The organism is Lysinibacillus sp. BPa_S21 (genome assembly GCF_023337795.1).
Lineage (GTDB): Bacteria > Bacillota > Bacilli > Bacillales_A > Planococcaceae > Lysinibacillus.
In genome coordinates this window covers 150,630-166,752 of sequence record NZ_JALIRS010000004.1, presented here as the reverse complement: position 1 = coordinate 166,752, position 16,123 = coordinate 150,630, and the positions used below count along the sequence as shown (strand labels likewise).

Annotated in this window: 16 protein-coding genes; 3 read left to right on the top strand and 13 right to left on the bottom strand. The window is 37.1% G+C overall.

The features are described from left to right. Positions 1-286: 286 nt before the first annotated feature. Positions 287-481 (bottom strand): hypothetical protein, encoded by a 195-nt coding sequence (locus MOK21_RS09290; RefSeq protein ID WP_249073656.1) that lies wholly within the window; start codon positions 479-481, stop codon positions 287-289. A 73-nt stretch (positions 482-554) separates the two neighbouring features. Beyond that, positions 555-935, bottom strand: a complete 381-nt coding sequence (locus tag MOK21_RS09285) for a PH domain-containing protein (RefSeq protein WP_249073655.1) — start codon at positions 933-935, stop codon at positions 555-557. Positions 936-1,754: 819 nt separating this feature from the next. Between MOK21_RS09285 and MOK21_RS09280 the strand changes: the two genes are divergently transcribed. The 3 genes from MOK21_RS09280 (at position 1,755) to MOK21_RS09275 (ending at position 3,714) form a co-directional block, all read left to right on the top strand. Beyond that, positions 1,755-2,639 carry a 3D domain-containing protein gene (locus MOK21_RS09280; protein WP_249073654.1) on the top strand — a complete coding sequence of 295 codons (885 nt, stop codon included), beginning with the start codon at positions 1,755-1,757 and terminating at the stop codon, positions 2,637-2,639. 46 nt (positions 2,640-2,685) lie between these two features. Then, positions 2,686-2,880: a PspC domain-containing protein gene (locus MOK21_RS23985; RefSeq protein WP_374110130.1), complete on the top strand. Its 195-nt coding sequence runs from the start codon at positions 2,686-2,688 to the stop codon at positions 2,878-2,880. Between the two features lie 417 nt (positions 2,881-3,297). Next, complete coding sequence (locus MOK21_RS09275) at positions 3,298-3,714, top strand: DUF3139 domain-containing protein (RefSeq protein WP_249073653.1); 417 nt, start codon at positions 3,298-3,300, stop codon at positions 3,712-3,714. 272 nt (positions 3,715-3,986) lie between these two features. Here MOK21_RS09275 and MOK21_RS09270 read toward each other — a convergent pair whose 3' ends face one another. The 11 genes from MOK21_RS09270 to MOK21_RS09220 form a co-directional block, all read right to left on the bottom strand. Further along, positions 3,987-4,175: a hypothetical protein gene (locus MOK21_RS09270; RefSeq protein WP_249073652.1), complete on the bottom strand. Its 189-nt coding sequence runs from the start codon at positions 4,173-4,175 to the stop codon at positions 3,987-3,989. A 490-nt stretch (positions 4,176-4,665) separates the two neighbouring features. Continuing rightward, positions 4,666-5,457, bottom strand: a complete 792-nt coding sequence (gene spo0A / locus MOK21_RS09265; protein ID WP_249073651.1) for a sporulation transcription factor Spo0A — start codon at positions 5,455-5,457, stop codon at positions 4,666-4,668. A 325-nt stretch (positions 5,458-5,782) separates the two neighbouring features. Beyond that, positions 5,783-6,730 carry a SpoIVB peptidase S55 domain-containing protein gene (locus MOK21_RS09260; RefSeq protein WP_249073650.1) on the bottom strand — a complete coding sequence of 316 codons (948 nt, stop codon included), beginning with the start codon at positions 6,728-6,730 and terminating at the stop codon, positions 5,783-5,785. 120 nt (positions 6,731-6,850) lie between these two features. Next, a complete protein-coding gene (recN, locus tag MOK21_RS09255; RefSeq protein WP_249073649.1) occupies positions 6,851-8,542 on the bottom strand; it encodes a DNA repair protein RecN in 1,692 nt (563 codons plus the stop codon). A 35-nt stretch (positions 8,543-8,577) separates the two neighbouring features. Further along, the gene (gene ahrC / locus MOK21_RS09250; RefSeq protein ID WP_249073648.1) at positions 8,578-9,027 is read right to left on the bottom strand and encodes a transcriptional regulator AhrC/ArgR; all 450 of its coding nucleotides are present in this window, start codon (positions 9,025-9,027) and stop codon (positions 8,578-8,580) included. A 100-nt stretch (positions 9,028-9,127) separates the two neighbouring features. Beyond that, positions 9,128-9,946, bottom strand: a complete 819-nt coding sequence (locus MOK21_RS09245) for a TlyA family RNA methyltransferase (RefSeq protein WP_249073647.1) — start codon at positions 9,944-9,946, stop codon at positions 9,128-9,130. Beyond that, complete coding sequence (dxs, locus tag MOK21_RS09240; protein WP_249073646.1) at positions 9,946-11,847, bottom strand: 1-deoxy-D-xylulose-5-phosphate synthase; 1,902 nt, start codon at positions 11,845-11,847, stop codon at positions 9,946-9,948. The genes MOK21_RS09245 and dxs overlap by 1 nt, the downstream gene beginning before the upstream one ends. 163 nt (positions 11,848-12,010) lie before the next feature. Further along, positions 12,011-12,892, bottom strand: coding sequence for a polyprenyl synthetase family protein (locus tag MOK21_RS09235; RefSeq protein ID WP_249073645.1), 882 nt, complete (start codon positions 12,890-12,892; stop codon positions 12,011-12,013). Between the two features lie 3 nt (positions 12,893-12,895). Beyond that, entirely contained in the window at positions 12,896-13,129 is a 234-nt protein-coding gene (gene xseB / locus MOK21_RS09230; protein ID WP_053483717.1) for an exodeoxyribonuclease VII small subunit, read from the bottom strand. A gap of 2 nt (positions 13,130-13,131) precedes the next feature. Further along, positions 13,132-14,484: an exodeoxyribonuclease VII large subunit gene (gene xseA, locus MOK21_RS09225; RefSeq protein WP_249073644.1), complete on the bottom strand. Its 1,353-nt coding sequence runs from the start codon at positions 14,482-14,484 to the stop codon at positions 13,132-13,134. 699 nt (positions 14,485-15,183) lie between these two features. Further along, on the bottom strand, positions 15,184-15,999 hold the full coding sequence (locus MOK21_RS09220; RefSeq protein WP_249073643.1) for an undecaprenyl-diphosphate phosphatase: 816 nt from the start codon (positions 15,997-15,999) through the stop codon (positions 15,184-15,186). Positions 16,000-16,123: the final 124 nt, after the last annotated feature.

Below are 16,123 nucleotides of genomic sequence, written 5' to 3'. Positions count from 1 at the left end.
AAGAAAGAATTTATCCATACTTTGTAAGTAATACTTTCATACATCTCTTACATTTCCACTCCAACATTAGTCGATTTATACTACAAAAAGGAAGTTTTTTTCTAATATTTTAAAATCTCGCTTCATTCATTGAAAACATTCCATAGGTACTAATCAGGAAATTCACAAAATCTTCAACAAACTGAAAAATAAATAATATATCTGTCATAATTTTTATAAATATTCATTAGGCCTTCAATACTAACTAAAAACATTTATTAACTACTCGAAGAAAGCTGGATTATGGTTACTTGTCATTCTCTAGAATAGACTCAATGCATATATGTGCGCCTAATTGATCAAAATCTAGGAGCTGTTCACGCGTCATATAGTAAACACTAATGCTTCCATTCATGCCAAGGCGCACCTCAAATAAATGCTCTCCTACCTGTGTTATTTCTAACGAGTTTTTTTCGTCAAGTTGTAAGTTTACGCTTTTCATAAGTTATCACCCGTATTAATTATATACGTTCAAGTAAAGATAAACGATCAACGTATTGTTGACCGTTTACATTTCACTTTCCTAAAACATACTCCGCTAGCACACTTTGAATTTTATATATGTTAGTTGATTTATTAAAGCTTTTTTGTATCGGTAATTCATTGCCTGAAACCCAAATTTTCAACTCTGCATCTAAATCAAACGTTCCCGCAGTTTCAACTGAAAAATGAAGAATACTCTTATACGGAATTGAATGATATTGTGTTTTCTTTCCAGTTACACCTTGTTTATCGATTAAGATAAGTCTTTTATCCGTAAATATAAAAGTGTCTCTTATGATTTTATACGCGTTCATAATTTTTTCATTAGGTGTTAATAAATCTTTAACTTCTTCCTGCAATTTCCCTAGATTTACTTCACTTGCATTACCGATTATTCCATCAAATAACCCCACCTTCATTCCCCCTCCATTTAAACTATGAGATTAATTTTCCATACATTCAATGCACCAACTGCAACATAGGAAGTGAACAATGTATTATTTTGTACTCAAAAAAGGATCTCTATTCGTTCTTATTGTAAATGAGAACTTTTGTACAATAGTCCAACATATTACGTTCTATTTCGATTTAGAATGTTCTTAAACACATAAAAAATACACCTTTTTAGAAAGCCGGTGCATACTATCTAAAAAGGCGTATTGATTTGGCTATAACAGCGTGAACTAAATGACAATTACCGGTCGCTAGCCCCAAAACGCTACATCATTGTTATTCTTTATTTCATTTAACTCTATAAAGTGTTCTGTATCTTAATCTCCGGTAAATTGAAATCGTCTGAACCCTGTTTTTTTTGCGTAACAAATTAGGAAAGTCCCTTATTTCATAAGTTAATTCTATTGCTAGCAGATACTTGTAATTTAACTGATGTTTAGAACACTTTTTACCTGTAACCAACGCTTGATGAAAATAACCATCTATTTCAATAATCAACATTCAACACTTCTGTTTGCTAAACAGAAAATATAGCTTTAATTGACATGATTATCCTTCATTTATTAAATTCATTTAATGTATAAACATTATCACATTTAATCCTTAATGAATCAGGTATCTTCATCATGGAAATAGTATCCTTTAATATTAGCAATATTATTGCAATATAAATGCCATAGACGAAATCAAATTAACATCTCCTTGTTCTTTTTCTCAGAAAAATCTATGTTACGATGATTTTACAATAACAACTAAGAACGCACATGGAGGATTAATAAATGATTAAAAAAATAATTTCAATTGTACCCGTTGCAATGCTTTCGGCAACTTTAGGCGCTAATGCTCAAGCTGCAACAATTACCGTACAAAAAGGAGATACTCTTTGGGATTTATCTCGTGCACATAATACTTCTGTAGAAAATATCAAAACATTGAATCATATTACTACCAACCTTATTCACCCTGGCGATGTCCTTACCATTGCACAACAATATACCGTTAAGCAAGGTGATACACTATGGGACATAGCCCTAGATCATCAAGTCACTGTTTCGCAAATTAAAGAATGGAACCAATTACATACGGACCTTATTCATCCAGGTTTAAATCTATCCATTATTAATGGTACGAAAACGAGTACGGCTGTAACTGACAAACCAATAAAGCCTGCAGCTCATGCAGCAAAGGAAACTACAACTTCAGTAACAAATAATACAACTGCAATGGAGGGTAAACCTGAAGAGACTGTTTCATCAACAAGTATTACAACTTCAAAGGATAGTGCATCTGAAGTGGCCGCTCCATCAACAAGTAATACTGCTTCAAAGGAGAATGCACCTGAAGCAACTGCTCCATCAAAAAATAATACTGCTTCAAAGGAACTTATAGTGGAAGCTTCAGCCTATACGGCTTCATGTGAGGGATGTTCCGGTATTACTGCTACTGGAATTAACCTTAAAACAAACCCAAATGCGAAGGTCATCTCAGTTGACCCAACTGTAATTCCACTGGGTAGTAAAGTTTATGTGGAAGGCTATGGTGAAGCAATCGCAGGGGATACAGGCGGTGCCATTAAAGGAAATCGAATCGATGTCTTTTTCCCTTCTCAACAAGATGCAATTAATTTTGGAGTAAAACAATTAAAGGTCACAATATTAGACTAACTTAACCGGTCTAATAAGCAAAAAAAGAACCAGATTAGGTTCTTTTTTGCTTATTTATTCAATCCTACACCATCTTTTTGCTCGCTTTATATTGAGATCACGAAATGACCGAATTATTTGTGTCGTTTGTGGAGGGATTGCGCAATCCTTTGGAGTGTCACCTTGGATTATTAGATTAATTTTCCTTTTTGTGATACAAAAGATAATTTTATTTCATTATAATCAACCATCCGACATTTAAATCAATTGAATCACACTCCAATCTAAGGACTTGCATTTATGATTTTTCCTGCAAGTCCTTTTGTTTTGCTCTCACAATAGCTCCTACAGCACAAGGTTTTGTAGCACCAACTAAGTTAGCTATGTAAATGACTCTTCTGCTCCCTTTTAACCCTCATAGACTGTGAAATGGTGATTGAATTATAATTATCAATTGACTAAATACCAAAATAGTGTAAAATTACACACAATAGTTGCTTTAGTGGATGAATTGAGCAAATTGTTTGTAGCTTTATTTTTACTCGGAATAATAAGGGGTATCCTCATTTTTCAATACGCGAAACAACGCTTATCACACATCAATCTAGGGCTTGTGCGTAAAAAATGATAATTCTGTTATTAAAGAGATGGAAGAAACAATATTAAGGGGTGATGGAAGATGATTAAAAAAAAGATATTAATTATAACTAGTACCTTAATCGCTGTTATTGTCTTTGCTCTGCCAACTGGTTTTATTTATGTTCTAAACAACGGTAATCCATATACAAAATATATCGCTAATAAGTATGTTCCGAAATATTTAGAAGCGAAGGGATATACAGACGAAAAAATTGAAGAATCACATTTTGTTGAGCCAAAGCACTTAATAAATAAAGATTTTTATCACGGACATTATATGGTCATCTTTAAAGACGAACCTACTACAACTTATTATTATGGAATTACTAAAAAAGGGAAACAAGTTCAGCAATTTTGTGAAAAAAATAGACTTTCAGATGGCATTACTGAAATATTTGAGGGTGAGACAAAACATAGTGAACATGACTGTAAAAATTCACTTGATAATAGAGATTAGTTTGCTTTGGATTAGCATTATATGTCCAATTATTCAACGGTGGTAAAGTCCTACTTCTATTACCTAACAAGCCCAATATCAAAGATTCGTTTACTGAGACAATAACGAACTTTGGTATACCAATCTTGATAGGACTTGTGCGTATGATAAAAACTCATTATACACAAGTCCTTTTGTTAGCTTCCTCTACTCGACTGTAACACCACTTCCTCTTTTGAAGATGGCTCTTTAAACTGATCTACGATATCCCGCTGAGCGATTGTTCAATCTCATTAGAAGCAAGCAATTCTACAAACTTCTTCAGGAATATGCTTATACAAACAATTGTCTTCAGCAACGAAAATATCATACGAATGGAAATCGTGTTCAAGCGAACCGCCAAAGTCTGCTATTTCAACTATTCCAACCAGTTCAATGCCATTGAATGTGAATAGAACTTTTTCCCCAAAACCAAATTTCATCGGAGGCAAATTCCAGTTTTTTGAATGTGAATCATTCCTCCTTAAAAACTCCAACACGATTCATATGTTGTACCCGTAGTTTTATATTCCTTGTATGATTGGCTGTATTGGCTTTTTATAATCCTCTTGTCTATTTGAATAGTTAATATCTAAACTCTTATCAGAAACCGTTATAGTGTATTTCCCACGTTCAAGCAGATATTTAATATAACACCTTACATGAGACGTTACTTGCATCTTCAATTTCCAACTCTTGTACTAAGTAATTTAAATAACGTCAAAGTTTGCTCAAATGATTTTTTGGTTTGAATCCAACTGGATGTCTATTTCTGTAATTACCTTACCTTTCTGAAAAAAAATAGCACTCTCCTATCCATTAAGTTACTTGAACTCAATAAATAAAAGTGTGCTTATATAAACACGCTTATTTTTGTTTATAGGCAAATAATTCTACACCGAATAGCTTCTCAATCCCAGTCACATCAAAAATTTAACTCGCCATCATATCAATGCGAATCTTGTCAGCGATCATGGCGATGAATTCGCTATTTGTCGGCTTTGATTTTAAATGATGTACTGTATACCCAAACATCGACGAAATCGATTCATAATTGCCGCGATTCCATGCGACTTCAATGGCATGACGAATCGCACGTTCAACTCGTGATGGCGTTGTGTTGAATTTTTTAGCGATTTCCGGATATAAAATTTTCGTCACAGAGCCCAATAACTCGATATCTTCAAACACCATCTGAATAGCTTCTCGCAAATAAGAGTAACCTTTAATATGTGCAGGAACGCCGATTTCTTTAATGATGGCTGTAATCGTGCTATCTAATTGATGTTGATTTAATTTTTGAGGTGCCGCTGGTTGTAAAACACTTGTCTTTTTAGGAAGTGTAGCCTTCTGTCCAGCACAATGTAAAATCTTTTGAACCAATTGGTCAAATTCAAATGGCTTTAGCATGAAATAAGAAGCCCCTAAGTCTACAGCTTGTTTCATGACATCTTCTTGACCGAATGCAGTTAACATGATCACTTGAACTGAAGACATACGTTCATTCTGATACATCGACTCTAAAACAGCTAACCCATCAAGATGTGGCATGATTATATCTAGAAGTAAAATATCTGGAGTGAACTCCTCTAGCATTTGCAAGCAAACTTTCCCATTTGAAGCTGTTGCAATTATTTCAATTTCAGGATGTCCTTGAAAATACTGCTCCATTGTTTTTAATAACTCACGATTATCATCTGCAATCGCAACTTTAACCTTTGTCATTTAAATTCCTCCTTCTGCTCCTCAAAGCGTCACTTATCCCCTAATGCATTTTTTGCACACTTTGGAATTTTCGACATTTTTGTTTTAAAAACCTTTTCTATTTCCAAAAATGAGTATGTAGTCCGATACTTTCTTTTTATATCGACAAGTTATGATAAATACCTGCAAAGCTTCTTAAGCTTATACCATTTATTTTAGTGAAAAAATGGAGATAAAACTACAGTTTTTTTTAAGTATCGCTAATCGCTTCATAAATAAATGAAATACATGGTGAACGACATATTTTCATGAAAGAATGGAGCTACCATTTGGCAGCTCCTTCTGTTTATGAAGATTTTTTTAACATTTCCGCTACCGTAAGGGCTGCTCCTTTTGTTGGCTCCTCCACGAACATATGTGTAACTGCACCTACAAAACGACCGTCTTGAATGATAGGACTGCCACTCATTCCCTGCAAAATACCACCTGTTTTTTCAATGAGCTTTTTGTCAGTTACTATGAATTCAAGTCGTTCATTTTCGACCTTTATAATTTCAATTGAAAAGGTTTCCACCTTGCTGCCCTCTATCGCAGTATAGATTTCAGCCTTCCCTGTTTTTATATCTTTTTCATGCATAATTTCAATTGCTTTAGGCAATCTTTGTTGGTAACCGTCTTCCCAACGACCGAAAATTCCATAAACTGTATTTTTATCTATACTCCCTAATCGATCCTGATGTTTTTCAATGGAGGATATTTTATAGCCAGGTTGACCCGGTATGCTTTTACGAATTTGTTGAATCGAAGCTAAGAAAATGGAGCCAGCATGGAAAATAGGGGCTTCTTGTAGGGTTGAATCAACGATTTGGTGGCCTAATGCTCCGTAATTTTTTGTCTCGGGATCAATGTATGTCAATGTTCCTACTCCATCTGTTTCATCTTTTAGAAAGGAAATAACATGTTCTGCTTCTTGCTCTTGTAAATTAAGTGTTATTTCTTTTCCTTCACTTTTTATCGTCCATTTCTGTTGTCCTTCGCGATTAACAGCCTTTTTAGCATCTGAAAGCGTTTTTACTGTAATATCATTTATTTTTTCAATTACAGCGCCTCCTTTCATCCACTGATTGGAAGCTAATAGCACATCATGCGCTACAAATACATGTGATAGCTGCAATTGAATACCAATTGCTTCGCCCATCGGAATTAGCTTTTTTGCGGCAAAAGCCTTTACGGGCATGAATAATAAAACGATGAGCATAGGCAAAATGACAAATTGACGCCAACGACGATACATACGACACCTCCTTTTTATTTTTGTCTTTTTACTATGTGTTGTTGTGGCGTTCTTATAAGCGGTAAATATTTGCGTAAAAAGAAAAAAGCCAGAAACAACGAGCTGTTTCTGGTTCTTTCGCTATCTCATTTGTTTTTTTCGTTCATTCGCCATTTTTAAAAGCTCTGTTGCATGCTGCAAAGTTAGATCTGTAATTTCTGCTCCAGATATCATGCGACTTACTTCTTCAATACGAGCGTCCGTATCTATCTCCAGCAATGACGTAAATGTTCGATCATGCTCAACTTCTTTTTTAATAAAATAATGATGATCGGCCATCGCTGCCACTTGCGGTAAATGCGAAATACATAAAACTTGAGAGTTTACGGATATTGCTGCAATTTTTTCTGCAATTGCTTGCGCTACACGACCACTTACACCAGTATCTACCTCATCAAAAATAATGGATGTTATACCATTAGAGGAAGAGAATATCGTCTTTAATGCAAGCATCATACGCGATAATTCCCCACCAGAAGCAATTTTCGGTAAAGATTTTGGCGGTTCGCCTACATTCGTAGAAATATAAAAAATGACTTGGTCTTTACCATTCGCATCAAAGTAAGGCAATTCATCAAAATTAACAATAAATTTTGCTTTTTCCATATGTAATTCACGTAGTTCGGCCATAATAGCTTCACTTAAATTATGTGCAGCATCTTTTCGAACAGAAGAAAGTTCTGCAGCATGCTCATTTAGTATGGCTTCTAATTCCAGTACTTTTCGTTCTTTTACTTGCAAAATTTCGTCTCGATTTAAGAGCTCATTTAGCTCCGTTTTAATTTTATCGTAATACGCTAAAATTTCTTCAACTGTTGTGCCATATTTGCGCTTTAAATTTTGTAATAATGCTAAACGTTGCTCAACTTCATTCAATCGGGCTGGATCAAATTCTAATTCGTCCAACACATTTTTGACCTGGTAAGCAGCATCCTGCAATGCATAAAATGCAGTCGTGACAGATTCTGACGCTTCTTTAAATTGCTCGTCAACAGTCGCAGCATCCTCTAAGGCTCCCATTGCATTGCCAATCCAATCAAGGCCTTTTGATTCTCCTTGAATAGCTTCATAAGCTGCACTCGAGCGTTCGAAAATCTTATTAAAATTCATAAGACGGCGACGTTCATCAAGTAGCTCATCTTCCTCGCCAAGTTTTAAATTGGCATCCTCCAGCTCTTTCATTTGGAATTGGTACAAATCAATACGTTGCGCCATTAACTGTTCATCGATTGAAATCGAAGCTAATTCTTTTTTTAGTGAACGATACTCATCATATTTAGAACTGTACAAATCTTGAATAGGTGTAAGTTGTTCCTCAGCAAAATGGTCAAGTAAATAGATATGTTGTTTCTCATCCATAAGTTCTTGATTTTCATGTTGTCCATGAATATCGATGAGACTAGATCCAATATCACGTAACACAGATAATGGCACAAGTTTACCGTTTACTCGACAAACACTTTTTCCCGTGTCATTTAAATCACGGCGCAAAATAATGGCATCTTCTTCAATTTCAATGCCTGCCTCTTCAAGTTTCTTATGTACAGGATGCCCAGAACTAGAAATTTGAAATAAACCACCTAATTCAGCTTTTTTAGCTCCATGACGAATAAATTCGGTATTTCCTCGACCACCAGCAAGTAAATGCACCGCATCGATAATAATTGATTTTCCTGCACCTGTTTCACCTGTTAAAACAGTTAAACCATCTGAAAAACTAACTGTTAAATCCTCAATGATGGCAAAGTTTCGAATACTAAGCTCTCTTAACACAAATTGTCACCTCTGTATCAAATTACCCTACTATTTTATAGCATTTCTAATAAGCGATTTTTTGTATTTTCACGCTCATCTTCATTACGACAAATAATTAAAATAGTATCGTCTCCAGAAATAGTACCTAAAATTTCAGGCCAATCTAAATGATCAAGTAGTGATGCAATAGCATTGGCATTACCAGGAAGAGCCTTCATGACTAAAAAGTGCGATGCACCATCAATACTAACAAAAGCATCCGCTAAAGCGCGATGTAATTTTTGTATAGGATTGAAACGTTGGTCTGCGGGCAAGCTATATTTATAGCGTCCATCCTGTAAAGGTACTTTTACCAAATGAAGTTCTTTAATATCACGTGATACCGTTGCTTGTGTCACATTATAGCCTGCATCTTTTAAAAATTCGACTAAATCATCTTGTGTTTCAATTTCATGGTTGGCAATAATATCCCGAATTCGTATATGCCTTTGTCCTTTATTCATATTGGTCACCTCTTATAAATAGTTGATTATTTGTATATTTACACTACCATTTTAAACATAAAAGCACAAGAAAAAACACGGCTCTATAAACGAGCACGTGTTATTTTAGTGCACTATGCGCTTCTTCAACGAGTGCATTAAAAGCTGTATATGCAGGAATTTCTTCATCACCAATAGGATTCACTAAATGGAATAAAAATTCAATATTCCCCTCGCCTCCTGTAATTGGTGAAAACGAAGCATCCTTCACAACAAAGCCAACTTCAGTCGCCATTGCAGCTGTCTTTTCTAAAACTTCTAGATGTACTTTTTTATCACGAACAATGCCTTTTTTACCGACATTTTCTTTACCAGCTTCAAACTGAGGCTTCACCAGTGCCATTACATCGCCACCTGGCATTAACAATGTTTTTAAAACCGGTAAAATAAGCGATAATGAAATAAAGCTGACATCAATGGTTGCAAAGTCTGGTAAGCCCTCGGTTAAATCTGCGGCTGTCGTATAACGGAAATTTGTTTTTTCCATTACAGTTACACGTTCATCAGAACGGATTTTCCATGCTAGTTGGTTGGAACCAACGTCTAATGCATAGCAATGTCTTGCACCATGCTGTAATGCGCAATCAGTAAATCCTCCTGTAGAGGAGCCAATGTCAAGCATTAGCTTCCCCTCTACAGACATATCAAAAATTTGTAGTGCTTTCTCAAGTTTCAAGCCACCACGACTTACATATTTTAAATCAGAGCCTTTTACTTGTAGTGGTGCATCTATAGCTATTTTTTCCCCCGCCTTATCGATACGAGTTTCATTCGAAAAAACAAGCCCTGCCATAATAGAGCGCTTTGCTTTTTCTCGTGTTTCACATAGCCCACGCTCTACAAGTAAAATATCTACACGTTCTTTTGGATGTTTTGTCATTATTTATTCAAACCTACTTGCTGTTTTTGTTGAAGTAACACATGCATACGTGCTGCTGCGTCCTCAGCCGTCATATGGATTTCAGCGAGAAGCTGGTCTACATTACCATGCTCAATAAAGTGATCAGGGATACCCATACGATCGATTATAGCATTTAAATAGCCATGGTCATGGGCAAATTCTAATACACCACTACCGAAACCACCTTGTAGAACTGCTTCTTCAATTGTCAATATTGGCTTATGGTTCGATAATATACGGTGAAGCATATCCTCGTCCATCGGTTTAATGAAACGTGCATTGACTACTTCGATCTCTATTCCTTGCTGCGCCAAAATATTGGCCGCTTCTAATGCCATGGGAATGGTCGTACCAAAAGTTAAAATTGTTGCATCCTTACCTTCACGTAACACTTCCCAGCTACCAATTGGTAACGTCATAAGCTCATCATCCAACGGAACGCCTGCCCCATTACCTCGAGGATAACGTAATGCAATTGGACCACCATCATACTCAATGGCTGTTTTCACCATATGCTGACCTTCATTTTCATCTTTTGGCATCATAATTGTCATATTTGGTATATGACGAAGGAACGCAATATCAAATACGCCTTGATGTGTTTCACCGTCTGCGCCAACTAAGCCTGCACGGTCAATCCCAATAAAGACATTGAGGTTTGGACGTGCGATATCATGTAACACTTGGTCATAGGCACGTTGAAGGAATGTAGAGTAAATTGCTAAAAATGGCTTCATTTTTTGTGTTGCTAGACCAGCTGCCATCGTTGCTGCATGTTGTTCAGCAATACCTACATCAAAGAAACGTTCTGGGAAATCCTTTTGGATACCTTGTAATTTTGAGCCTACTGGCATTGCAGGGGTAATAGTGACAACACGTTTATCCTCATGAGCAATTTTACGTACAGTCTCAGCAACCAAACTACTCCAAGCTGGACCTTTCGCCTCTGACTTTACAAACGCACCGTTTTCAATTTTATAAGGACCTGTACCATGCCAATTACCAATTGTATCATCTTCAGCAGGTTTATAGCCTTTACCTTTTTTCGTAATAACATGAACGAGCACTGGGCCTTTTACTTTTTTAGCTTGTGATAAAGTTGACTCAAGCGCTTCAAAATCATGTCCATCAATCGGACCCAGATATTTAAAGCCTAGCTCCTCAAAGAACACACCTGATACCACTAAATATTTTAAGCTATCCTTTAAACGCTCAGCAGTTGAAGCAAGCTTACCACCTAGTACCGGAATCTTATTAATGAGTGATTCCACTTCTTCTTTGGCTTTTGAATATTCTTTGGCTGTACGAAGACGTCCTAGTACATTGTGTAACGCTCCGACGTTTGGAGCGATTGACATTTCATTATCGTTTAAAATGACAATCATATTTGTTTCAGCATGGCCGATATGGTTTAGTGCCTCAAGCGCCATACCGCCAGTTAAAGCGCCATCTCCAATAATTGGTATCACGAAGTTCTTTTCTTTTTTGATATCACGTGCCGCTGCCATACCCATGGCTGCTGATAAAGATGTCGAGCTATGACCTGTCTCCCACTCATCATGTTCACTCTCCACACGCTTTGGAAAACCACAAAGCCCTTTGAACTGACGTAATGTATCAAATTGACTTGCACGACCTGTCAAAATTTTATGCACGTAAGCTTGGTGGCCAACATCCCATAAAAACTTATCTTGTGGACTGTCAAACATTTTATGGAGCATAATTGTTAGCTCCACAACACCTAGGTTCGGTCCGATATGACCACCTGTGACAGAACATTTTTCGATTAAGAAGGTACGAATTTCTTGTGCTAGTTGCTCAAGGCCCTTCTTATCTAAGTTTTTTAAAAAGGCTGGACTAGTTATCTTATTTAAATCCACCTTTCTCACACACCTTTTCAATAAATTATTCACCGTAATTGTGTTTCCACTATTATAACAGTGTTATTAATATGCTAAAAGTACGAACACTTTTTGTTTGCTTATCGGCAAACGCCCTCAACTATTTTAGCATATTATGTACCTTTAACGCCTTGTTTTTCCCCTAGTTTTTACGATGAACAATATAGGCTGCAAACTCACGCAATAAGCTGGCATCTACTTCCAATTTATCGAGTGCGTTAACGGCATACTGATAATGCTCGGCAAGCTTTTCTTTTGCCCCATCTAAAGATAACAGAGCTGGGTATGTGCTTTTATCACTCGCTACATCTTTACCTGCAGTTTTACCTAGTTCTTCTGTTGTTCCTTCAATATCTAAAATATCGTCTTGAATTTGGAAGGCAAGACCGATATGATGCGCATATTCCTTTAAAGTTTCGCGATTTTCTTGGGTTACATCAGCTAACACTGCGCCCGCTTCAATACTAAATCGTAATAGAGCGCCTGTTTTATTGATATGGACATGCTCTAGCTCAGCTAAGTTTAGCTGACGCTTCTCACCTTCCATATCGAGTACTTGCCCCCCAACCATACCTTCTGCACCAGCTGCTTTACTTAAAAGATTAACCAGTTCAATGCGTTTTTCTGCTGATACATCCATGCGTGCTAAAATGCCAAACGCCAGTGTATTCAATGCATCTCCTGCTAGTGTCGCTAATGCCTCGCCGTATACTTTATGATTTGTTGGCTTACCTCTACGGAAATCATCATTATCCATACTTGGTAAATCATCATGGATTAACGAATACGTATGGATCATTTCAATGACTGATCCTACAGTTAAACCATCCTTTAAATTCTTATTATATAATTCAAGCACCGCCAATACGAAAAGAGGACGAATACGTTTACCTCCAGCTTTTAATGAATAAAGCATGGATTCTTTTAAATTGACAGGTGCATCAATTTTCTCAACTAGTGTAAACATTTCAGCTTCAACTTGTGGTATGTTGCTTTCAATAAAATGTTTTAATTGCTCGTTCATTTCTTAATTCTCTCCCTTTAATGGATCAAATGCTGTCGTTTCACCTGTCTCTTGGACAATAGAAATTAACTGTTCCTCAGCATGTTGCAGCTTGCTATGACAAAATTGGGATAGTTCCATACCTTGTTTATATAAATCAATCGCATTTTCTAGCGGTACATCACCCTGCTCTAGCTGGCGGACAATTTCTTCAAGTGCCGTCATTGCATCTGCAAAAGTTTGTTGTTTCTCTGCCACAATTATTCCCCCTCATTTTTCGGCAAGATCTTTACCACATCCGCAATAACTTTCCCATCATGGAAGGAAAGCGTTAATTGGTCCTGTGGTTTAACATCAGCTGATGATTTTAACATTTGATGATCTTTATAAGCTACCGTGAAGCCCCTAGTTAAAATGGCAAGCGGATTCAATGCCTCTAAAGTTCTGACATTTGCCTCAAATTGTTGTTTTTGCTTTGTTACATAATGCGTTGCAGCACGAGTTAATTGTTGGACGTGCGTTTCTAGCTCTCGTTGATGGAAAGCTAGTGCCTTTTTTGGTGAGTGCTGCTCTACCGCACTATGTAATTTTTGAAACTGCGCTGTTTTCTTCATCAAATCGACCTGCATTGCTTTTTGTAATCCTGATTCAAGTTGTGCTAGCCTTTCCGTAAATGGACGATATAGGCGTTCTGGCATTGACAACGGATACGATTGTTGGAGCTTATTTAGACGTTGCCGTTCTGTTATAAGTTGCGCTCTTACAATTTGATGTAGTTGTGATTTTTGTGTAAGCACCCGTTGAAATAAATCTTGTTGATCAGGTACAGCCATTTCAGCTGCTGCTGTTGGCGTCGGCGCGCGCAAATCAGCCACATAATCCGCTATCGTCGTATCAGTTTCATGACCTACTGCACTAATAATCGGGATTCGGCTTCCAAAAATCGCTCGTGCAACTGCTTCCTCGTTAAATGCCCATAAATCCTCAATCGATCCACCGCCCCGCCCAACAATTAATACATCGCAACTCGCATCGTTATTTGCGCGCTCAATATTGTGAACTATATTTGGTGCTGCCTGTGCTCCCTGCACAAGGGTTGGATAAATGAAAACTTCAGCAAGCGGGTAGCGTCTCTTTAATGTTGTACAAATATCTCGAATGGCTGCACCAGTTGTCGACGTTAAAACACCAATTTTAACTGGAAACCTTGGAATCGGTTGTTTCCACTCAGGTTTAAAAAGCCCTTCTTTTTGTAACTGCTCTTTCAGCTGGTTAAAGGCAACAAACAAGCTACCAATACCATCTGGTTGCATTTCCTGTACATATAATTGATAGGTACCGTAGCCTTCGTAAACGTTTACATCCCCGCGGATAAATACTTGCATACCTTCCTTTGGTTCAAACGCTAATTTTGTGGCTGCCGTTTTAAACATGGTAGCAGCAATTCGTGCTCCATCATCCTTTAATGTAAAGTAAATATGCCCTGATTGATGAATCTTGACATTGGATAGCTCACCCTTTACATAGACTTCACGTAAATGCGGATCAGCATCAAATTTCCGTTTAATATATTTTGTTAATGCTTTTACAGTTAAATAAGAAGCAGATGACATTTTTCCGGCTCCTTTACTAAAATCAAGTTTTTCACAAAACTACACCTATCATAACATTTTTTAGTACTCCTGACGTGTCAAAATGCAGTTTCGCTAGAAAAAACGACTGTCTTTCATAGTATTGAAAACTTTACTATAACACATCTTAAGACGTCGTATAAAATAAAGTATTGCTTTTCGACAAAACGAGGGGTTGATTTCCATTCCGACTGGGTGCTTGAGCGACGGATAAATTAGGCGAAGTAACGGATTGTATCGTTTGAGCGACGGATTGATTCCGGGGCGACGGTAAGGTTAGTCTGAACGACGGATAAATCAGGCGAAGTGACGGATTGTATCGCTTGAGCGACGGATTGATTCCGGGGCGACGGTAAGTTTAGTCTGAACGACGGATAAATTAGGCGAAATAACGGATTGTATCGCTTGAGCGACGGATTGATTCCAAAGAGACGGTAAGTTTAGTCTGAACGACGGATAAATTAGGCGAAGTGACAGATTGTATCGTTTGAGCGACGGATTGATTCCGGGGCGACGGTAAGTTTAGTCTGAACGACGGATAAATTAGGCGAAGTAACGGATTGTATCGTTTGAGCGACGGTAATAGCAGCCTCGTCGACGGTAAGACAGGCAAAGTGACGTTCATTTTTTCAACAACAAAAAAGCCTCACAACTAAAACGAAAGTTACGAGGCTTTTTAAATTAATAAAATATTAATAGAAGCGTACCTACAAGGAAGCAATAATATGTAAAGTAGCTAAGCTTGCCACTTTTCATGATTCCCATAAACCAACGCATTGCAAAATAAGTCATAAATAAAGTCGCAATAAATGTCGCAGCATAGGGAATTGCTAAAGCTCCTTTATTTGGCTCATCTAAAAAGTCGGAAATCCCAAGGACAACCCCACCAAGACTTACAGGAATATAAAGCATGAAGGAAAATCGCAAAGCCGTTTCCTGCTTCATACCAACTGCAATGGCTGAAATAATCGTTGCGCCTGAACGACTAATACCAGGTGTTAATGCCACAGCTTGACCCAGACCTACGATGATGGCATCTTTCGCAGTCAAATCCGCATCCCTTTTCGTACCACGCATATTACGGATTAGCCATAGGGCAATACCTGTCACAAATAGCATTAGTGCAATCGTAGTCATACTAACATTTTCCGCAATAACATCACTTAATAAAACACCTAAAATGCCCGCTGGAATAGAACCAATCACAATGAATACGGAAAAACGAAAATCTGCTCTATAACGATTCTTTCGTGTTTTAAGATAAAGGAAAAAGTTTGTAATGAGTCGGACAATATCCTCTCGATAAATATAGACAATCGCTAGTAACGAAGCTGTGTTCGTTAAAATAGCAAACGTAAAACCTTGCTCACCAAGACCAAGAATTTCGCTAGCAATCATAACATGTCCGCTCGATGATACAGGAATTGGCTCAGTAAATCCTTGTACAAGACCGATCATGATATGTTTGATTATAAGTATTAAATCTATGTTTTCCATAAAAACCTCCCTATTAATATGTATGACCCAAACGTTACATTAGACGTTGAAGGCAATGGGAAAGTTCTTAAAGAATACCTAGAAAGTAAAATAATGCAAAAAAGCTATCTCAATAAAAATAGTG